The sequence below is a fragment of the Ezakiella massiliensis genome (assembly GCF_059862345.1).
In genome coordinates this window covers 1-19,717 of sequence record NZ_JCBCEO010000006.1, presented here as the reverse complement: position 1 = coordinate 19,717, position 19,717 = coordinate 1, and the positions used below count along the sequence as shown (strand labels likewise).

Sequence of the window (19,717 nt, the reverse complement as noted above, 5' to 3'; positions counted from 1 at the left end):
TCTATGGAAATAAAATTAACTCAAGGGTCAAGGGAAAAATTCAACCAGCTTAATCACAAGGCTGTGCGTTTATATATTAAGTCCGCTTGCTGAAGTGGAGTTGTCCTGGGCGTGGCCCCGGATGAGAAGAGGGATAACGATGAGTATGTCTTTGTTGAAGGCCACATGTTCGTTATCGAAGAAGGACTTTATGCCAGCATACCAAAGGACATCACAATCGACTATGTCGAAAGTGGCCTGAGACGTGGCTTTAAAGTCTATTTAAATTAATAACCTAGCCAATCCGTGGGGATTGGCTTTTTTATTGGTTGAAGAGTTTTGAAAATATTTTTTCGCTTTTATTTTGCAAGTGAAAGGGCACAAGTTTTGAAAGTTTTTTACATTTGCTTTTTGTAATTAAAGACAAATAAGCACTAAAAAGCTTTATCTTTAGCATTTACATTTTGCAAGATGATATCTATGTTGTTAAAACAACATAGATCAGCATTAATTTATAAATATCTATTGTTTTTCCATACAAATATTATTGTAAGATTGATAAAGGCCTGAAAGTTTCGAAATTATTTCAATATTTTAATTGTATAAGTAAGGGCCAAGAATCATTGAAAAAAATTATCAATTGCTGTTTATAAATTGCTCGACTGTATTTTTGAAGAAATTTTAGAATTGACATTAACAAATTAAAAGGCTGCGAGTTCTGAAATTAATTTAACGTTTGTTTTTAGAAAGTAAGAGGCTGTGAGTTTTGAAAGTTTCTTACATTTACTTTTTGTAATTAAAGACCAACAAATATTGAAAAAAATATCGATTGCTTTTATAAATTGCACAACTATGAGTTTTGAAAAACTTTAACACTTGCCTCTACAAATTACATGATAAAATTATGTCTTCTTTACAACTAACATCTATGTTGTTTTAACAACATAGATTAGGGTGGATTCATAAATATCAGTGATTTTTCCAAACAAGTAATTTTTGCAAGATAAATATAGGTCTGAAGTTTTAAAATAATTTAGCGTTTGTGTTTTATAAGTAAAGATCAACAGTCATTAAAAGATTTTATCAATTGCATCTACAAATTGCTCGACTGTATTTTTGAAGAAATTTTAGAATGACATTAACAAAGGAAGAGGTCACGAGTTTGGAGAAAAAATTATCATTTATATTAACAAAGTAAGAGGCTACAGGTTTAAAAATTAAATAAGTGTTTTACATATAAAAATGATCTGCAAGTTTATTAAAAAACATAAAAGGCGACTGATTTCTAAACTAGATATCGCCTATATTTTGTGTTATAATTATGTCAAGGAGGGCACAATGAGTAGAAATTTATCAATGCTTGCTGACTTGTACGAGTTTACAATGTCAAACGGTTATTTAGAATCAGGGGTGGGCGATCGGATTGCCTACTATGATTATTTTTTTAGGTCCATTCCCGACGACGGGGGCTATGGAATTTTTGCAGGTTTGAGCACCCTTATCGAATACATTGAGGACCTCAAATTTGATGATGAAGATATAGAATTTTTTAAGTCCAAAGGGATTTTTGGCGAGAAATTTTTGCAAATGCTAAAGGACTTTGAATTTAAATGCGATATTTGGGCCATGGAAGAAGGGCAAATTATTTACCCCGGCGAGCCGATTTTGACGGTCCGCGGCCCAATTTACCAGGCGCAAATTATAGAGACCATGCTTCTCTTAATTTTAAACCACCAATCCCTAATCGCAACCAAGGCTTCACGCATGGTTCGCGTGGCAAAGGGCCGGGCGATTTCTGAATTCGGTTCTCGTCGTGCCCACGGGGCTGACGCTGCAAACTACGGGGCAAGGGCCGCCTACATTGGTGGGGCCGCATCATCTGCCAACACCTACATGGACAGGCAGGCGGGTATTCCTTCCACAGGAACAATGGCCCACTCATGGGTGCAAAGTTTTGATTCAGAGTTGGAAAGTTTCAGGGCTTACGCTGACGTTTACCCTGACCACACTTTACTTTTGGTCGATACCTATGACGTATTGCGTCAGGGAATTCCAAATGCAATTACTGTTTTTAAAGAATTGAGAGCTAAGGGCCACGAGCCACTTGGCATTCGTATAGACTCGGGCGACATCGCTTACCTAACAAAAGAAACGCGGAAGATGCTGGATGAGGCAGGTTTTCCTGATGCGAAAATCGTCGTGTCAAATTCCATGGACGAATTTAAAATTCGCGATCTTCTAAACCAAGGGGCCCAAATCGATTCCTTTGGCGTTGGTGAAAGGTTGATCACAGCCAAGTCCGACCCAGTTTTCGGCGGCGTTTACAAATTGGTCGCTGTGGAAAAAGACGGGCAAATGGTTCCGAAGATTAAAGTTTCAGAAGACGTTATCAAGATTACAAATCCTGGCTTCAAGCAAGTTTACAGGTTCTACGACAAGGATACCGGCATCATGCAAGCTGACCTGGTTGCCCTAAGAGACGAAGAAGCTCCAAGCGGAGAAGAATTTGAAATCTTCCATCCACTTTATACTTGGAAGCGGACAACTATTAAAAATTATGAGGCCAAGCCACTTTTAAAACCGATTTTTGAAAAGGGCAAACTGGTTTACAAGAGCCCCGACGTCTACGATATCAAAGCCTTTGCAAGCGAAAACCAAGACCGCTTGTGGGAAGAAGTCAAACGCCTTGACGAACCACATTCATATTATGTGGACCTCAGCCAAGGTCTCTTTGAACTCAGAAACGACCTGATCAAGAGGGCCAAATGAAGAAGGCCCTTTACAGAGTGCTTAGGCCAAGGACCTTTGCAGAAGTTATAGACAAGGACATCATTACATCTGTCCTAAAAAATCAAATAAAAAACCAGGCGACCAGCCATGGCTATCTCTTTTGCGGGACTCATGGGACTGGCAAGACCTCTGTGGCCAAGATTTTTTCGCGGGCTGTCAACTGTTTAAATCCAATTGATGGTGAGCCCTGCAACAAGTGCAAAAACTGCCTGGAGATTTTGGAAGACAGGTCGGTTGACGTCCTTGAGCTGGACGCGGCTTCCAATAACGGGGTCGACAATATTCGCGAACTCAAGAGCATGGGCGTTTATCCGCCGACCAATCTAAAAAAGAAAGTCTATATCATTGACGAGGCTCACATGCTTTCAAATTCGGCCTTCAACGCGCTTTTAAAAATCTTGGAAGAGCCGCCAGAGCATTTAATTTTTATTTTGGCGACCACAGATCCAGACAAATTACCTGACACGGTAAAATCACGTGTTCAAAGATTTGACTTCCACACGATTTCCAAGCGGGCCATTGAAAAAGCCTTAAAAAATGCGGCGGTAAAATTAAATGAAGACATAGATGATTCTGTTTTTAAACTCATCGCCAACGAGTCTCGGGGGTCCATGAGGGATGCGCTCTCAGCCCTTGACCAAGTCTTGGGACTTCCCCAAAGGCCAATCGGCGAGAAGGAAGCCGTGGAACTCTTGGGACTCACGGGAATTTACGAGCTTATGCCACTTGTTACAGCCATGATAAATTTTGACTACATGGGAGTCTTAAATGAAACTGACCAGCTGGAAGACTTGGGCAGGAGTCCGGAGAAATTAATTTATTCGCTAATGCAAATTTTTAGAGACCTTTATGTTTTAAAGATCGACCAAGAGGCTGATGTATTAAATAAGGAAGAGTATTTTAAAATTATTAATCAAATTGAAGTTCCGGCTATTTTAAATATTTTGGAGAGGCTGAGGCTAATTTTAAATGATATTTCCAATGCCTACGACCGCTTTATGGTCTTTCAAATTGGCCTACTTGGCATAGTCAAGGACGATTATATAAAGAGTCAGTCCTATCCGACCGGCCAAATAAAAATGCCTGAGCCAAGTGTAAGCACAAGTCAAAGTGAAAAACAAAATGCAAGATTAAATTCAAGTTCAGGCTCAAGGGAAAGTGAAAATAAAAACGTAATTTCAAACGCAGATTCAAAGGCCAGCGATAATGAAAATAAAAATGCGATTTCAAATGCAGATTCAAAGTCGTCGGCAAAGCAAGAGCCGGCCCAAAGCCAGGCCCAAAATTTTGGAGGAGACGACCCCTACGCCAATCTTGATTTTATAGAGGGCGTGGATATGGAAGAGGCCTACGATTTTGAACCGCAAGTTAAAAGTACAAAGCCACGGACTAGCGAGCAGGCAAGTAAAAACGACCGACCAGTGACTAGTGAAGGTGCGGTTACTAGTGAACCTGCACAAGTTAGTGATCAGACGGTTACTAATGAACACGCACAAGCAAATGAGCCTACAGAGACCAATGAAGCTGAAGAGGAAAATGAAGCTCCAGCTACAAATGAAAGTGCAGATTTAAATGAACCAGCTCAAGGCATCTCAGAAAATACTACCGAGGACAATCCATCGGGCAATGAAATTTACGACCTGCTGGTTGACAAGCTCCCGCTCTTGGTAGACATAAACGAGGTGTTTTTTATCAGGATGGAGGGCGACCACTTGATCTTTAGGCTCAAAAACCCAGCTGTAAATGACGACCGTCTGGATATGTTTAAGGCGGAAATCGAAGAAGTGATTTTTGATTCCTACGGCAGACGGGTAAGTATTTTAAAGGAGAACGAGGACCCGGCCATTGAAAGGGCCAAGGCCTTGTTTGGAGACAAATTAAATATTATTAGTTAAAATAAATTTTAGGAGGTTATTATGAGAAATTTTCCAGGTGGCGGCAATATGAAAAAAATGATGAAGGAAATGCAAAAGCTACAAAAGGACATGCAAGAAAGCCAAGAGGCTATCGAAAACGAAGAATTTGAAGTTTCAGTTGGGGGCGGAGTTGTAAAGCTCACTATCAACGGCAAAAAGGAAGTTCTATCCATGGACATCGACCCAGATGTAGTTGATCCAGACGATATTGAAACCCTGACTGATTTAATAATTGCAGCTGTTAACCAAGGCATCACCACTGCCGAAGAAAAAATGAATGAATCCATGGGCAAGTACACCCAAGGACTCAACCTGCCAGGAATGTTTTAATGGCAGATAATTACGTTGACAATTTGTCGGACAGGCTGTCCAAGCTGCCGGGCATTGGGAGAAAATCTGCCAAGCGTTTGGCCTTTCACATTTTAAATATGCCAGAGGCTGACGTGGATGCATTGGTGGATGCCATTGTCCTGGCCAAGGACAAGATCCAGCGGTGTAAGATGTGCGGAAACTTTTCCCAAGAGGAAATCTGTCCCATCTGCAGCTCACCCAACCGCGATCACTCAAAGCTTATGGTGGTTGCATCGGTCAAGGACATTGACGCCTTTGAGGAATCGCTGGGCTACGATGGCCTCTATTTTGTTTTGAAAAATGACGAGCTAAGTCCCGTTAAGGGGATTGGTCCAAAGGAAATTGGCGCCGATGAATTTGTCGAAAGATTAAAATCAGAAGAAGTTAAGGAAATTATTTTGGCCCTGGCCACAAATATTGAAAGTGAACACACGGCGAAATTTTTATCTATGCTGGCTAAAGAAGCTGGCAAAAAAGTTTCTACGCTTTCAACTGGTTTGCCAGTAGGCGGGGTCTTAGAATACTTTGATCCTCTGACTCTGAGGCGGAGTTACGAGGGCAGGATTGAAATTTAGAGGTGTATATGTACAAGGGATATAAATTAATTAAGGAAGAATGGCTGGACGAGTACAAGTCCAAGGCCAGATTATTTGAACACGAAAAAACTGGTGCCCGCGTTTTAAAGATGGAAAACGATGACGACAACAAGGCTTTTTCAATTGGCTTTAAAACTGTTCGCGAGGACAGCACAGGCATTTGCCACATACTGGAACACTCGGTTCTAAGCGGCAGCCGCAAGTACAAGACCAAGGAGCCTTTTATGGACCTGATCAAAAACTCCTTGCAAACTTTTTTGAATGCAATGACTTTTAATGACAAGACCATTTATCCGATTTCATCCAGGAACGAAAGGGACTTTTTTAATCTTTGCGATGTTTATTTGGATGCAGTATTTTTCCCAGCCCTCCATGAAAACGACAAGATTTTCAAGCAAGAAGGCTGGCACTATGAAATTGAAAATGCAGACGACGACATCAAGATAAACGGCGTTGTCTACAATGAAATGAAGGGGGCCATGTCCTCAGATATTTCTCAAGTTTATGAATTGATTGGCAAGTATCTCTATCCAAATTCTTCTTATTGCTATAACTCAGGTGGGGACCCTGCGGATATTCCAGACCTGACTTTGGACGAACTCCGCGCCTACCACAAGAGCCATTACAATCCGACCAACTCTTATGTTTTTTATTGGGGTAACGGCGATACCGAGAAGGAATTGGCTCATTTGGATGAGTACTTATCTCAATTTGAAAAGGTTGAATTGGTCGACGATATGAAGGACATTCAGCCTTTGGAAAAATCTTTTGAAAAAGTCTTGTATTATTATGGGGAAGAAAAGGCCAAGAATGATTTTGTGACCGTGTCTTTTGTTTGCGGGGACGGAAAAAATCCTGTGGACAAGTTGGTCCACGATTTGATTGAGTCAGCCATGATCAGCGAAGATGGGTCCAATATCAAGGACCGCCTAATCCAAGAAGGCCTGGCTGAAGACGTTACTGGTATATATTCTATTGGAGACAAATTAAATTTCTCTGTTATCGCCAAGAAGACTGACGCCGCCAACAAGGATAAAATCGTAAAAATTGTGGAAGAAGAGCTCAAAAAACTCGCCGAAGACGGCATTGAAGAAAATGTTTTAAAGGCCCTGATCCACCAACAAAAATACGACACACTAAACTTTGGCGACAGCCCCCACAAGGGAATCATGGTCTACATCAGGGCAACTGATTCATGGCTTTATGGCAATGACCCAATCCAAGGCCTCAAATTTAAAGAAGCCATCGAGACAATAGAAAAAAATCCTGGCCTGGTCAAGGACTACGCCAAAAAATATTTAAATGGCGACAAGATGGTTTTGGTCATCAAACCAGATGCAGAATTAAATAACAAGAGAGAGGCCGCCCTCAAAGAAAAGATGGCAGCCTACAAAAAATCTCTATCGAATGAGGAAATTGAACAATTAATTGCAGACACCAAGGACCTCTTCGCCTTCCAATTATCCGAGGATAGCGAAGAAGCCAAGGCTACAATTCCTGCCCTGGATGTCAAGGACTTAAAGGCCAAGGTTGATGAAGTGCCTGTTAAAATCGACGGCAACTTGTCCTTTGTGGACACCTTTACAAACGGAGTTTTATATATGGACGCCAGCACATCGATCGATGACATGGCAGACGGGGACATAGAAATTTTAAATATAATTTCTAAGCTCATTGGCAAGGTCGACACTAAAAATTATTCTTACAAGGACTTAAATACAGCAATCAACCTCAAGGCCTACGACTTCGACCAAAGCTTTGCAGCAAGCAAGTACTACGACAAGGAAAGTGGTGAATTTACTTTGGTCCAAAGAATTTCCGCCAACCGCGGAGACTTTGCAGACGCCTTTGAATTGTTAAAGGAAATCACCTTTAACACAGATTTCTCAAAAATTTCCAGGGTCCGCGAGCTATTAACAGCTGAGACAACTAAGAAAAAGATGACAGCAGTTATGGGCGGAGTGGGCATCACCCTTGTAGAAGCCTTAAAGGGCTTTGGCAGGGCAGCAGAAATCAGGGCCCTCTTGAGTGGAACTAGAGAAATCAAGGCCATTGAAGAGCTCTTGGCAAAATCAGATGCTGAGATCGAAAGCATTTTAAATGATGGCTATAAAAAATATCAGGACATCTTCAATTCAAATGGCCTCTTCCATATCACTGGCGAAGAGGAAGACTTTGAAGAAATTAAAAAAGTTTTGACAGACCAAGGCCTTTATACTGACAGTCGTGACCGCAAGGAAATCCCAGTAGGATCTGGCACAGCCAAATCAACTGCCATTGTTGCCATGACAGACGTCAACTACTGCGTGGACGCTTGCCCATACGAGCTAGAAAACGGGGCTGACTATGTGGTTTCACGCGCCCTTTCAAACTCATACTTGCACGACAACATCAGGGCCAAGGGCGGAGCCTATGGAGACGGTATCAACGTTTCAGCCAATATGGTCTACATGTTCTCCTACCGCGATCCAAATCTGGACAAGACCTTTGAAGTTTACGAAAACGCTTACGATTGGCTAAGGACTAGGGACTTTAAAGAGGAAGATTTAAATTCACTCATCATCGGTGCCTACAATATGTTTGATCCACTCTTAACGGCAAGGCAAAAGTCACTGACAACCTTTGGCATGTTACTTAGCCACAAGACAGTGGACGACACCAACCGTGAACTGGGCCAAGCTCTAAAGACTGACAACGAATCCTTCAAGGCCTTCGCAGATAAATTGGAAGCTGCCATGAAGAATAAAGGCCGGGCAGTTCTTACAAATGATAAGGGTATGGAAGAAACGAAAATTAAATTTGAAGACACAATTGAAATAAAATAAGAATTAAAACTGCCCTAATCTTGGGCAGTTTTTTCTTGCAAATAAAAAGCGTTTTGTATTGCGTATGTCCATACAAAGTGCTATAATTATTATAAAAGGAGGAGATCTTATGGCCAAGACCGAAAGTTTGTATGTTAGAATGGAACCTGAACTCAAAAACCAAGCCGAGGAAATTTTATCCAGCTTGGGGCTCTCCGCCTCAACGGCGATAAATATGTTTTACAGGCAAATCGTTTTAAAACGCGGCATACCCTTTGACTTGAAATTGGAAGAGCCCAGACCCCTGTTTTTGGATGAAATGACCAAGGAAGATTTGGATAGGGAAATTCAAAAAGGCATTGACGATGTAGAAGCAGGCAGAGCCTATCCAGCAGAGGAAGTTTTTGCTGAGTTAAGAGAAGAGCACGATATTAAATAATCGGTGAAATTGAAATAAAAAGTTATGATTTCAAAAAGAGGTAGCTATGACTATAAGAGAAAAAGAGGATTTAATATTTGACAAGCTAAAAAATCCGGATATAATTAAAGATGGACTTGCAGATGAAAGTCAGTACTTATCTGCTGAGTATAAAATTATTTATATTATGAAAGAGGTAAATGGCGGCAAAGGCTGGGACCTCAGAGATTTTATTAAAGATGGTGGCCGCAGCCAAACTTGGGATAATATAGCCAGATGGACTGAGGGAATTTTAAATTTAGACAAGGACTATCCCTGGGACTACCTTAAAGAAGATAATGAAGCTAGGAGAATGAAATATCTTAAGAAAATAGGAGCAGTCAATTTAAAAAAACTATCAGGGACCTACGAATCAATCCCCAATGAAATTTCGGCAGCAGCTTGTGAAAACAAGCAGATAATAAAAGAGCAAATTGATTTGTATGATCCAGATATAATTATTTGCTGTGGAACAGCTGTAGATTATGTTAACAACTGTATAGACCCAGCTTATAAAAACTGGCAAATGACCAGAAGAGGTATCCCTTACATTAGGTTGGCAAATAAAATTATTATTGATCACTGCCACCCTGGGGCTAGATTTAGAGATTCTATAAAGTACTACGCCTTAGTAGATGCCGTCCATGAGATTTTGAAATATACTAGCTGAAAGAAGCTTTTAATTTAAAAACTTTATATTTACACACAAAAAGAGCACATCTGCTTTAAATACAGGTGTGCTCTTTGTTTTTAATATTTATTTTGCTGTGATCTTGAGGAAGGTTTTTTTGCCTTTTTTGATCACGAATTCTTGGTCGAACTTATCGGCTGGAAGATTTAATTGTGGGTCGGTGATTTTTTCATCGTCGATTGAAACACCGCCGCCTTGGATGAGTTTTCTGGCTTCGCCATTTGATTTGGCAAGTCCTGCTTCAACCATTAGGGATAAAATGCCAATGCCGTCAGCGATTTTTGCTTTTTCGATTTCAAAGGCTGGCATATTTTCCAAATCCATCTTGCCTGAGAAGAGCTTGCGAGCAGTTTCAATTGCTTGGTCAGCTGCTTCTTTGCCGTGAACGTCCTTGGTGATTTCGTAGGCCAGGATTTCCTTTTGCCTGTTGATATCTTCTTCGGAAGTGATTCTGTCGATTTCATCAAGTGATAAGAATGTGAGTTGGAGCATAAATTTCTTTACGTCCCTGTCGTCAACATTTCTAAAGTATTGGTATAGATCAAATGGAGAAGTTTTGTTTTCGTCCAGCCAAACAGCGTTACCCATGGACTTGCCCATCTTGACTCCGTCAGCATTGACCAGTAGTGGAATGGTCATAGAGTAGACCTTGGCGTCTTCCTTCCTGCGAACGAGTTCGTATCCGCCTAGCATGTTGGACCATTGGTCTGATCCGCCAACTTGCAAAATACAATCTTGTTCTCTGTAGAGTTTCAAGAAGTCGTAGGACTGCATGAGCATGTATGAGAATTCAAAAAATGTCAGCCCGTCTTGGAGACGATTTTTGTAACAGTCGAATGTAAGCATTCTATTAACTGTAAATTCTGTGCCGATTTCGCGAACAAATTCCAAGAAGTTTAAATCTCTTAGCCAGTCGCCGTTGTTCATAAAGAGGCCATGGTCGCCGTCCATATTTAAAAATATGGACAGTTGCTTTTTGAAGCATTCGGCGTTGTGATTTATAAAATCCAAGGACATCAAAGCCCTCATATCGTTACGACCACTTGGGTCACCGATTAAAGTTGTGCCTCCACCAATCATGGCGATTGGCTTATGGCCTGCCATTTGCATCCGCTTCATCAGGGTAATTACCAGATAGTGGCCGGCTGTGAGTGAGTCCGCTGTGCAGTCAAAACCTACATAAAAAGTGACTTTGTCATTGTTCAATTTTTCTTCGAGTTCTTCGGGGTAAGTCATCTGATCAATTAGTCCCCTGGCTCTTAATTCTTCAACTAATTTCATATTTCCCTCCTAAAATAAAAAAACCCAATGAACAATTGGGCGTCGTCAAACACGGTACCACCAATCTTCATGGGAATCCATCTCTAGTAAATCTCTTAACGGGGATAAGCCGCCAGCGTCTTTCTCGCTGGAAAAACATCATCCGTATCTATGACTAACCTAAGTATAGCAGGGATTTGGGAATCTGTCAAGATGGAAATGACTGGGTATATCTGTTATAATTTATCTGGAGGATTTATGAAGTTAAAAAAGTTTTTGATTGTTACAATAATAATATTTTTAATCGCCTTTGGTCTATATAGGTTTTTTCGCATAGACCATGATGAGATGACTTTATCTGCCATCAGCCTCAACTGGAGTCTGCCTCTCCCCAAGAGCGCCAAGGTCGTGGCCCACGAATCCGACACGGGTTTTACGGGCGATGGGGTCAAGTACACGGTTTTAAAATTCAAAAGGGAAGAGGCGGAGGCCTCGATCTTTGGTAGGCGGTCTAGAAATCCCATTCCATCTGAGGATAAAATCATGGCCAATGATATTTATAAAAGATTTTTCAAGAAAAACTTTCCCTTTGATGACATGGCTTATGTGGGGACCCTTTCTAAGGACGGCTACGATTTGATGATTATTTTTTATGACCCGGCTGAGGATAATTATATTATTTTTGAGTATTTCTTATAGGAAGCTTTTAAAATTTCACAAAAAATCCTTTAAAAAATTTCTCTCAAAGATTTTTACAAAATATTTACAAATTTTTCGTGATTTCAGTCACGATTTGCTTGCATTAATTTTTTTTAAGTGTTATAATCAAATTATTGAAGGGGGATTTCCTATGAGAAGAAATTTCACAATTCAATTTAAGATTTTGAACCGCAACATCTAAGTTGCGGTTTTTTGTTCGCTTTATCACAGTTTAGTGATTGGAGAGGTTTTTAAAAGAAGATTAGGAGGATAGTATGGCAAAAGTTATTTTAAATGGCAGCGATCTTACATTAGAAGACCTAGTAGCTGTCGCTAGGGACAAGGCAGAGGTAGCATTATCAGAAGATGCTAAGGCACAAATCATCGCTTCACGCAAATTGGTTGATAAGTTTGTAGAAGAAGAAAGAGTTGTTTACGGTATTACAACAGGTTTTGGTAAGTTCTCAGAAGTTCACATCAAGGAAGATGAAACCAAGACCCTACAAAGAAATTTAATTATTTCTCACTCATGCGGAGTTGGCAATCCACTTCCTATCGAAACTGCAAGGGCAGCCCAAGTGCTAAGGGCAAACGCTTTGGCCAAGGGTTTTTCTGGAGCAAAATTAGAAACAGTTGAAACTTTGATCAAGATGTTAAACGCTGAAGTTACTCCAATTATTCCTGAAAAGGGTTCACTTGGTGCAAGCGGCGACTTGGCTCCACTTTCACACATGGTTCAACCTATGCTGGGTATTGGCGATTGCTATTACAAGGGCGAAGTTGTTGCCAGTGAAAAGGCTATGAAGGATGCAGGCATTCCTACAATCGAACTTACAAGTAAGGAAGGCTTGGCTCTTATTAACGGCACACAAATTATGACAGCTGTTGGCGCACTTACCCTTTACGATGCAATTCAGCTTGCAAAGATTGCAGACATTGCAGACGCTATGACTATGGAAGCTCTTGGTGGAATTATCGACGCTTACGACCTAAGAGTTGCCAAGGTTAGACCACACGAAGGCATGTTTAGAACTAGCGAAAACGTAGGCAAGCTCCTTGAAAATTCAAAGAATGTTACCCGCCAAGGGGATGTTCGTGTTCAAGATGCTTACACCCTAAGATGTGTTCCACAAGTTCACTCAGCTTCAAAGGACTGCTTCAACTATGTTAAGACTAAGGTTGATATCGAAATGAACGCCGTTACAGACAACCCAATTATCTTCCCTGATGACGAAGCTTCAATCAGCGCAGGTAACTTCCACGGTCAACCAATGGCCCTACCATTTGACTTTATGAAGATTGGTTTGGCAGAACTTGCAAATATTTCAGAACGCAGGCTAGAAAAAATGGTAAACCCTGCTTTGAACCACGGTCTACCAGCATTCTTGACAACCCACGGCGGCGTAAACAGCGGCTTTATGATCGTTCAATACGCAGCAGCAGCCTTAGTAAGTGAAAACAAGGTTTTGGCTCACCCAGCAAGCGTTGACTCAATCCCATCATCAGCCAACCAAGAAGACCACGTTTCTATGGGAACAATCGCAGCTAGACAAGCTAGAGAAATTTATGAAAACGCTAGAAAAGTTTTGGCTATGGAACTTCTTGCAGCAGCTCAAGCAATTGACATTCACGAATCAAAAGATAAATTATCCGAAGGCACCAGAGCTTGCTATGACATCATTAGAAAACACTCTGACTACATTGACTTAGACAGGGTTATGAATTTAGAAATAGAAAAAGTAGACGACCTGCTTGAAGACGGTTCAATCGTCAAGGCAGTTGAAGAAGCAATAGGAAATTTAAGAGTATAGGAGGGTTTTATGATTACAAACACACAAATCGGCGACGCTATGACCATTAAGTTAAGCGATGTGTTGCCACCAGAACCAGAATTTCAACAAGGTATCAGAAGGGCACCAGTTAGGGAACTCAAATTATCCAAGCACGAAATTAAGCTAGCACTTAAAAACGCTTTGAGATATATCCCTGAATCCTTGCACGAAACATTGGCTCCAGAATTTTACAATGAGCTAATGACCTACGGCAGAATTTACGGCTACAGATATCGTCCACACGGAAATATCAAGGCTAAGCCAATCGACGAATACGAAGGCAAGACCTTAGAAGGCAAGGCTTTCCAATTAATGATCGACAACAACTTGGACTTTGACGTTGCCCTTTATCCATACGAACTTGTAACCTACGGTGAAACTGGCCAAGTCGTACAAAACTGGATGCAATATCAACTAACCAAAAAATATTTGCAAGTTATGACAGACGAACAAACCCTTGTTATGGCTTCAGGTCACCCAGTTGGTCTTTTCAAATCCAACAAGCGTGCTCCAAGAGTTATCATTACAAATGCTCTTATGGTAGGTATGTTTGACGACCAAGAACACTGGGCCAAGGCAATCGCAATGGGCGTTGCCAACTACGGACAAATGACAGCTGGCGGCTGGATGTACATTGGACCTCAAGGAATCGTTCACGGAACTTTCAACACAATTTTAAACGCTGGTCGTTTGAAACTTGGCGTTCCTGCTGATGGAGATTTGGCTGGCCACATGTTTGTATCATCAGGACTTGGCGGCATGAGCGGTGCTCAAGGTAAGGCTGCAAAGATTGCAAAGGCTGTTGGACTTATTGCAGAAGTTGACCTATCAAGAATCGAAACCAGACTTGAACAAGGTTGGATCGACGAATACTCAGACGACGCAAAAACCGTTTTCGAAATGGCAAAGAAGGCAATGGATGCTAAACAACCTCGTTCAATCGCTTACTACGGAAACGTTGTAGACCTACTTGAATACGCTGTAGATAATGACATTCACATAGAACTTCTATCAGACCAAACATCCTGCCACGTTCCATACGACGGAGGCTACTGCCCACAAGGCATGACCTTTGAAGAAAGAACCAAGATGCTTGCAACAGACCACGAAGGCTTCAAGAGAGAAGTTGACAAGTCCCTCCGCCACCACTATGAATTAATTAAAGCTTTGGTAGCCAAGGGAACCTACTTCTTCGACTACGGCAACTCCTTTATGAAGGCCGTTTACGACGCAGGCGCAAAGGACATTGCTAAAAACGGCGTAGATGAAAGCGAAGGATTTATCTTCCCATCATATGTAGAAGACATCATGGGACCAATGCTCTTTGACTACGGCTACGGACCATTCAGATGGGTCTGCCTATCAGGCAAGCACGAAGACCTGATCAAGACCGACCACGCAGCTATGGAATGCATCGATCCAAACAGACGCGGCCAAGACCGTGACAACTACATTTGGATTAGAGACGCTGAAGAAAACCAATTAGTTGTTGGATCACAAGCTAGAATTCTTTACCAAGACGCTCTTGGCAGATTAAAGATTGCTCTTAAATTTAACGACATGGTTAGAAATGGAGAAATCGGACCAGTTATGCTTGGCCGTGACCACCACGACACAGGCGGCACAGACTCACCATTTAGAGAAACATCCAACATCAAAGACGGATCCAACATCATGGCAGATATGGCTACCCACTGCTTCGCAGGTAATGCTGCAAGGGGCATGAGCTTAATCGCTCTCCACAACGGCGGCGGCGTAGGTATTGGTAAGTCAATCAACGGTGGATTTGGTATGGTTCTGGATGGCAGCGACAGGGTTGATGAAATTCTAAAATCAGCTATGCCATGGGATACAATGGTCGGCGTTTCCAGAAGAAACTGGGCAAGAAACGAGCACTCAATCGAAACCACTATCGAATACAACAAGCAATTTGCAGACACCAACCACATCACAATTCCTTACATCGCAAGCGATGATTTGATTGACAGTATTGTCGACAAGGATGAAAACTGCGGTTGCTAAAAACTTTTTAAAAGTTAATTAAAAAGTTAAAAAATAATTATTAACGGTAACCCATAAAGGGTATACGTATAATAAGTAAGAAATTAATTGCCCCCTTGGGGCGGATGAATCAAAAGGAGGAAATTATGGCAAGAATTTTACAATGCGTACCAAACTTTAGTGAAGGACGTGACAAGGAAAAGGTAGAAAAAATCGTTGATGAAATCAGAAAAGTTGAAGGCGTTAAACTTCTAGACTACTCAAGCGACCCAACCCACAACAGAAGTGTTGTTACATTTGTTGGTGAACCAGAAGCAGTTATCGAAGCAGCTTTCAACGCTTGCAAGGTTGCATCAGAAGTTATCGATATGACAACTCACCACGGCGAACACCCAAGAATGGGCGCTATGGACGTTTGTCCTCTAATTCCAATTAGCGAAATCACAATGGATGAAGCTGTTGAACTTTCAAAGAAATTAGCTGAAAGAGTTGGCAAGGAACTTGGAATCTCCGTATACCTATATGAAAGATCAGCAAGTGCACCTACTAGAGAAAACCTAGCAGATGTTAGACGTGGCCAATACGAAGCTATGGAAGAAAAGCTAAAACAAGAAGGTTGGGCACCTGACTTTGGACCAACAGAACTCAACAAAAAATCAGGCGTATCTGCTATCGGTGCTAGACCAGCATTAGTTGCATTTAACGTAAACCTAAACACATCAGATGTTGAAATCGCAAAGAAAATTGCCAAGAGCATGAGAGCAAAAGGCGGCGGATTCACATACTGCAAAGCTATCGGCCTTCTCCTAGAAGACAAGAACCTAGCTCAAGTTTCCATGAACCTTGTTGACTACACCAAGACTCCAGTTTTCCGTGTATTTGAAGCTATCAAACGCGAAGCTATGAGATACGGGGTAACAATTGTTAACTCAGAAGTTATCGGCCTAGTTCCACTACAATGCATGGTCGACGTAGCTACTTGGTACTTGCAAGTAGATGATTTCGAAACAAGCCAAGTTTTGGAAACACAACTTCATGATTAATCCAAGTCTAAAGATTGAAAATATCTCGGAGCTCATTACCGTCTCTGGCGAAAATGGCAAGAGACGCGGCAAGGCTCAGGGAGAAATTGACAGAATTAAAAACGGTTTGGTACTGGTAGTAGGTGACAAGATCGCCTACGCCGGCCCAGCCGACAAGGCTCCGGCCTACGAGTTGACAGCTGATGCAGTGGTTATCGACGCCACAGGCAAGACGGTTACACCCGGGCTTATTGATTCGCACACACATTTGGTTCATGGCGGTAGCCGCGAAAATGAACTAAACCAAAAGCTCCACGGTGTACCTTACCTAGACATCCTAGCCCAAGGCGGCGGTATTATGTACACTCTGACTCAAACCAAAAACCGGACCGAAGACGAGCTCTACGACCAAGCTGTTAAATCTGTTGATCAACTTTTATCATACGGGGTTACAACTGTTGAAGCCAAGACAGGTTACGGCATTGACGATTTTGCAACTGAAATGAAACAGTTAAATGTTGCAGATAGGATCGACAAAAATCATCCGGTCGACATTGTCCACACCTTTATGGCTGCCCACGCAGTTCCCAAAAAATACAAGGATAATCCAGATGAATTTATAGACATAGTCATCAATGATTATCTACCAAAGATTAAAGAAGATGGCAGAGCAGAATTTTGCGATGTCTTCTGTGAAGAGGGGGTCTTTAACGCAGACCAATCCAGAAGACTTCTTATGGCAGCCAAAGAATACGGGCTCATTCCAAAGATTCACGCAGATGAAATCGTGGAACTGGGCGGCACAACCGTAGCTGCTGACGTGGGAGCGATTTCCGCTGAACACTTGATCAAGTGCTCATCACACGGGGTCAGCGAACTCAAGCGCGGAGACGTAATTGCAAATCTACTGCCAGGCACATCCTTTAATATGGGTGACGGCATCTTTGCCCCTGCCAGAGAAATGATAGAAAACGAAGTTGCTGTTGCAATATCCACAGACTACAATCCAGGCTCATGCCCAACTGAAAATATTCAACTTTGCATGTACCTGGCCTGCTTAAATATGAAGATGACACCAGAAGAAGTTTTGGTTGGCGTCACCATGAATGCAGCTTGCGCCATCAACCGCCAAGATACAATTGGCAGCCTAGAAGAAGGCAAGCTAGCAGATATTGCAATCTTCAATGCACCAAACCTAGATTACTTGGTTTACCACTTTGGTATCAACCACACAGACCAAGTTATCAAGAAAGGTAAAGTAGTCTATAAGTGCTAAAGCAAAAAAAGCGCAGGGCAATAGTTGTAACGGATTCTTATATAGAATTTTTTGGCATAGAAAAAGCCCTGGAGATGAATAATTACAGGGCCGAGAACCTGAAAAAAGACGGAGACACCGACCTGAGGGCCAGGCTGATCGTCTACGTCTTGGACAAAATGGATGGATTTTTTCTCTATGTATGCAGGCAAAACCATTCGGAAATAATACCTGCACCTATGATAGTCATTTTGAAAAACAAAAAAGACTTCAGAAGGTTGGACTTAAAAAAATTAAGCATAGATGCTTGCATAGCTTATGACGATGACATCAGTGAGCTCCACGAAGCCATCTACAAGCTTAACCAAGGGCAGCAATATATTTCGAAGAGCCTAGAAAATTACAAGAGAGACGACTTTTTAGATAAGCTGACACGGCGCCAATACGAGATATGTGCGCTGACAGCCCAAGGCATGACCACTAAAGAAATAGCGGAGGCCCTGGACATATCTGAAAAAACGATCAGGAATCAAGTAAGTCTAATCAACAAATCCATAGCGCCCAAGACATTTTATCAGGCCGTTATAGAATATTTAAATCAAAGCATATAAAAAACTGATATGAGTTTTTCTCATATCAGTTCTTTTTTTCTAATAAATACGCTTCAAAGGCCGAGGCCAGGGGCGATAGATTTTTTAATTTGTTGTATATTAAGTAGAAATCTCTGGTCAAATCCACATCCTTGATGCGGAGGAGGAGCAGGTCGCTGGCATCATTTATAAGAAGACCAGAAACAAAGCTACCGCCGTAGCCTGACCTAACGATTCTTAAAATAGAGTCGTTATCATCGCAGACGGAAGTCTCCCGTTTAAAGAAATTTTGATCGACCTTGGTAATGGAATTAACCACAGTCCGCAAGGTTCCAGACCTGGAGTCGCGAAGAATAAGCGGGATGTGCTTGATATCATCTGTGCTAATATAATCGAAAGCTCTGTAGTCAGGTAGCTTGTCCTTGGAAACTACAAAGAATATTTCATCGGAAAAAATCTTGGTAAATTCAACAGAAGTATCGTCCGATTTAAAGCCGACAATACCAAAGTCCGAACGCCCGTTTTTAACATGGGAGATAACGGACAAAGAATCCGACGAGGAAATATTAAAAGTCACATTGTCGTGGAGCTTCATAAAGCCAGAAATCCTCTCCGGCAAATAAAAACGCAGGGGAATTGAAGAAGTCTCAATATTTAAATTGCCCTCGATAGTCCCCTCATACATGACGATACTGTGCTTGGCAATGTTGATCGAATCGAGAACATCCTTGGCGTACTTATATAAAATTGAACCTGCATCTGTAATAGAAATTGAATTGCCCAAGCGATTGACCAGGCTAACACCGAGTTCATTTTCTAAATTTTTAATATGATTAGTAACGGTTGGCTGAGTAATAAAAAGCTTCTCACCAGCCTTTGAAAAAGACTTATAATCGCATAGATAAATAAAAGTCTCTAATTGTCTTATGTCCATAAGCCCTCCTATTAAGATATATTATACACCATATAGACGAAAATTAAAAGTCCTTAGCAAAACAAAATTACAACTGTGTCTTATATAATATAATAGGAAGAATATTAAATGCAATAAAAAACAAAATTTGTGCAGGGTCCACTTGCAGCCACGCCCAAGAATCGAACGCGAAAGCGTGAAGATGATTGGCAAGCGTTGACTCACGCAACCTATTTCTCAAGAAAACGAGCCAAAGGCGATGTTTGATTGAATGAAATAGTCTGAGGAGAATGTGGACCGATTTTTTTCTGAAAGAATACAACAATCTCAAGAAAAATGATTGCCAAAAATTGACCGACTGGCAACGCACAATCCACATAGCCTGCTTACGCAAATCGATGGCAAAAAAATGTTTTCCCTACCCAACAAAAGCTTTTTAAAACATTTTTTAAAATAATTTTTCAAAAGACGAAGACAAAAACGCTGGAGGCAAGGAAACAAGGGAGATTCGGGGAATAAAAATAAAATAAAATAAATTGTAAAAAACCCTTGACAAAGACT

Annotated in this window: 16 protein-coding genes; 14 read left to right on the top strand and 2 right to left on the bottom strand. The window is 41.3% G+C overall.

Annotated features, from left to right (window positions below; genetic code table 11):
• Positions 1-111: 111 nt before the first annotated feature.
• From AC6FXG_RS07665 to AC6FXG_RS07630, 8 genes are all read left to right on the top strand, one after another.
• The gene (locus AC6FXG_RS07665; protein WP_157884914.1) at positions 112-270 is read left to right on the top strand and encodes a hypothetical protein; all 159 of its coding nucleotides are present in this window, start codon (positions 112-114) and stop codon (positions 268-270) included.
• Positions 271-1,317: 1,047 nt separating this feature from the next.
• Positions 1,318-2,748: a nicotinate phosphoribosyltransferase gene (locus AC6FXG_RS07660; protein ID WP_500572222.1), complete on the top strand. Its 1,431-nt coding sequence runs from the start codon at positions 1,318-1,320 to the stop codon at positions 2,746-2,748.
• Positions 2,745-4,664, top strand: coding sequence for a DNA polymerase III subunit gamma/tau (gene dnaX, locus AC6FXG_RS07655; protein ID WP_500572221.1), 1,920 nt, complete (start codon positions 2,745-2,747; stop codon positions 4,662-4,664). The genes AC6FXG_RS07660 and dnaX overlap by 4 nt, the downstream gene beginning before the upstream one ends.
• Positions 4,665-4,685: 21 nt before the next feature.
• Positions 4,686-5,015, top strand: coding sequence for a YbaB/EbfC family nucleoid-associated protein (locus AC6FXG_RS07650; protein ID WP_075574524.1), 330 nt, complete (start codon positions 4,686-4,688; stop codon positions 5,013-5,015).
• Entirely contained in the window at positions 5,015-5,611 is a 597-nt protein-coding gene (recR, locus tag AC6FXG_RS07645; protein WP_099951232.1) for a recombination mediator RecR, read from the top strand. Before AC6FXG_RS07650 ends, recR begins: the two co-directional genes overlap by 1 nt.
• An 8-nt stretch (positions 5,612-5,619) precedes the next feature.
• Positions 5,620-8,457, top strand: coding sequence for an insulinase family protein (locus AC6FXG_RS07640; RefSeq protein WP_500572220.1), 2,838 nt, complete (start codon positions 5,620-5,622; stop codon positions 8,455-8,457).
• 109 nt (positions 8,458-8,566) lie between these two features.
• Positions 8,567-8,875 carry a type II toxin-antitoxin system RelB/DinJ family antitoxin gene (locus AC6FXG_RS07635; RefSeq protein WP_500572219.1) on the top strand — a complete coding sequence of 103 codons (309 nt, stop codon included), beginning with the start codon at positions 8,567-8,569 and terminating at the stop codon, positions 8,873-8,875.
• Between the two features lie 46 nt (positions 8,876-8,921).
• Positions 8,922-9,563 (top strand): hypothetical protein, encoded by a 642-nt coding sequence (locus AC6FXG_RS07630; RefSeq protein ID WP_500572218.1) that lies wholly within the window; start codon positions 8,922-8,924, stop codon positions 9,561-9,563.
• 87 nt (positions 9,564-9,650) lie between these two features.
• Here the strand turns inward: AC6FXG_RS07630 and tyrS are convergent, their stop codons facing one another.
• The gene (tyrS, locus tag AC6FXG_RS07625) at positions 9,651-10,865 is read right to left on the bottom strand and encodes a tyrosine--tRNA ligase (protein ID WP_500572217.1); all 1,215 of its coding nucleotides are present in this window, start codon (positions 10,863-10,865) and stop codon (positions 9,651-9,653) included.
• A gap of 237 nt (positions 10,866-11,102) precedes the next feature.
• Here tyrS and AC6FXG_RS07620 point away from each other — a divergent pair, with 237 nt between their 5' ends.
• The 6 genes from AC6FXG_RS07620 to AC6FXG_RS07595 all read left to right on the top strand — a co-directional run bounded on the left by AC6FXG_RS07620 (position 11,103) and on the right by AC6FXG_RS07595 (position 18,264).
• A complete protein-coding gene (locus tag AC6FXG_RS07620; RefSeq protein WP_500572216.1) occupies positions 11,103-11,543 on the top strand; it encodes a hypothetical protein in 441 nt (146 codons plus the stop codon).
• A 275-nt stretch (positions 11,544-11,818) separates the two neighbouring features.
• Positions 11,819-13,354, top strand: coding sequence for a histidine ammonia-lyase (gene hutH, locus AC6FXG_RS07615; RefSeq protein WP_500572215.1), 1,536 nt, complete (start codon positions 11,819-11,821; stop codon positions 13,352-13,354).
• A 9-nt stretch (positions 13,355-13,363) separates the two neighbouring features.
• The gene (gene hutU / locus AC6FXG_RS07610; RefSeq protein WP_500572214.1) at positions 13,364-15,397 is read left to right on the top strand and encodes a urocanate hydratase; all 2,034 of its coding nucleotides are present in this window, start codon (positions 13,364-13,366) and stop codon (positions 15,395-15,397) included.
• A 125-nt stretch (positions 15,398-15,522) separates the two neighbouring features.
• Positions 15,523-16,419, top strand: coding sequence for a glutamate formimidoyltransferase (gene ftcD, locus AC6FXG_RS07605; protein WP_500572213.1), 897 nt, complete (start codon positions 15,523-15,525; stop codon positions 16,417-16,419).
• On the top strand, positions 16,412-17,674 hold the full coding sequence (gene hutI / locus AC6FXG_RS07600; protein ID WP_500572212.1) for an imidazolonepropionase: 1,263 nt from the start codon (positions 16,412-16,414) through the stop codon (positions 17,672-17,674). Before ftcD ends, hutI begins: the two co-directional genes overlap by 8 nt.
• Positions 17,668-18,264: a LuxR C-terminal-related transcriptional regulator gene (locus AC6FXG_RS07595; RefSeq protein WP_500572211.1), complete on the top strand. Its 597-nt coding sequence runs from the start codon at positions 17,668-17,670 to the stop codon at positions 18,262-18,264. The genes hutI and AC6FXG_RS07595 overlap by 7 nt, the downstream gene beginning before the upstream one ends.
• 25 nt (positions 18,265-18,289) lie before the next feature.
• On the opposite strand, the gene AC6FXG_RS07590 is transcribed toward AC6FXG_RS07595, so the two are convergent.
• Positions 18,290-19,177 (bottom strand): LysR substrate-binding domain-containing protein, encoded by an 888-nt coding sequence (locus AC6FXG_RS07590; protein ID WP_500572210.1) that lies wholly within the window; start codon positions 19,175-19,177, stop codon positions 18,290-18,292.
• Positions 19,178-19,717: the final 540 nt, after the last annotated feature.

What these genes read in the sequence shown, in the direction of transcription:
- recR (WP_099951232.1), top strand. Translation starts at nt 5,015, where the DNA reads ATGGCAGATAATTACGTTGACAATTTGTCGGACAGGCTGTCCAAGCTG.
- AC6FXG_RS07620 (WP_500572216.1), top strand. Translation starts at nt 11,103, where the DNA reads ATGAAGTTAAAAAAGTTTTTGATTGTTACAATAATAATATTTTTAATC.
- AC6FXG_RS07630 (WP_500572218.1), top strand. Translation starts at nt 8,922, where the DNA reads ATGACTATAAGAGAAAAAGAGGATTTAATATTTGACAAGCTAAAAAAT.
- hutH (WP_500572215.1), top strand. Translation starts at nt 11,819, where the DNA reads ATGGCAAAAGTTATTTTAAATGGCAGCGATCTTACATTAGAAGACCTA.
- AC6FXG_RS07640 (WP_500572220.1), top strand. Translation starts at nt 5,620, where the DNA reads ATGTACAAGGGATATAAATTAATTAAGGAAGAATGGCTGGACGAGTAC.
- hutU (WP_500572214.1), top strand. Translation starts at nt 13,364, where the DNA reads ATGATTACAAACACACAAATCGGCGACGCTATGACCATTAAGTTAAGC.
- AC6FXG_RS07650 (WP_075574524.1), top strand. Translation starts at nt 4,686, where the DNA reads ATGAGAAATTTTCCAGGTGGCGGCAATATGAAAAAAATGATGAAGGAA.
- AC6FXG_RS07660 (WP_500572222.1), top strand. Translation starts at nt 1,318, where the DNA reads ATGAGTAGAAATTTATCAATGCTTGCTGACTTGTACGAGTTTACAATG.
- ftcD (WP_500572213.1), top strand. Translation starts at nt 15,523, where the DNA reads ATGGCAAGAATTTTACAATGCGTACCAAACTTTAGTGAAGGACGTGAC.
- AC6FXG_RS07635 (WP_500572219.1), top strand. Translation starts at nt 8,567, where the DNA reads ATGGCCAAGACCGAAAGTTTGTATGTTAGAATGGAACCTGAACTCAAA.
- hutI (WP_500572212.1), top strand. Translation starts at nt 16,412, where the DNA reads ATGATTAATCCAAGTCTAAAGATTGAAAATATCTCGGAGCTCATTACC.
- AC6FXG_RS07590 (WP_500572210.1), bottom strand. Translation starts at nt 19,177, where the DNA reads ATGGACATAAGACAATTAGAGACTTTTATTTATCTATGCGATTATAAG.
- dnaX (WP_500572221.1), top strand. Translation starts at nt 2,745, where the DNA reads ATGAAGAAGGCCCTTTACAGAGTGCTTAGGCCAAGGACCTTTGCAGAA.
- tyrS (WP_500572217.1), bottom strand. Translation starts at nt 10,865, where the DNA reads ATGAAATTAGTTGAAGAATTAAGAGCCAGGGGACTAATTGATCAGATG.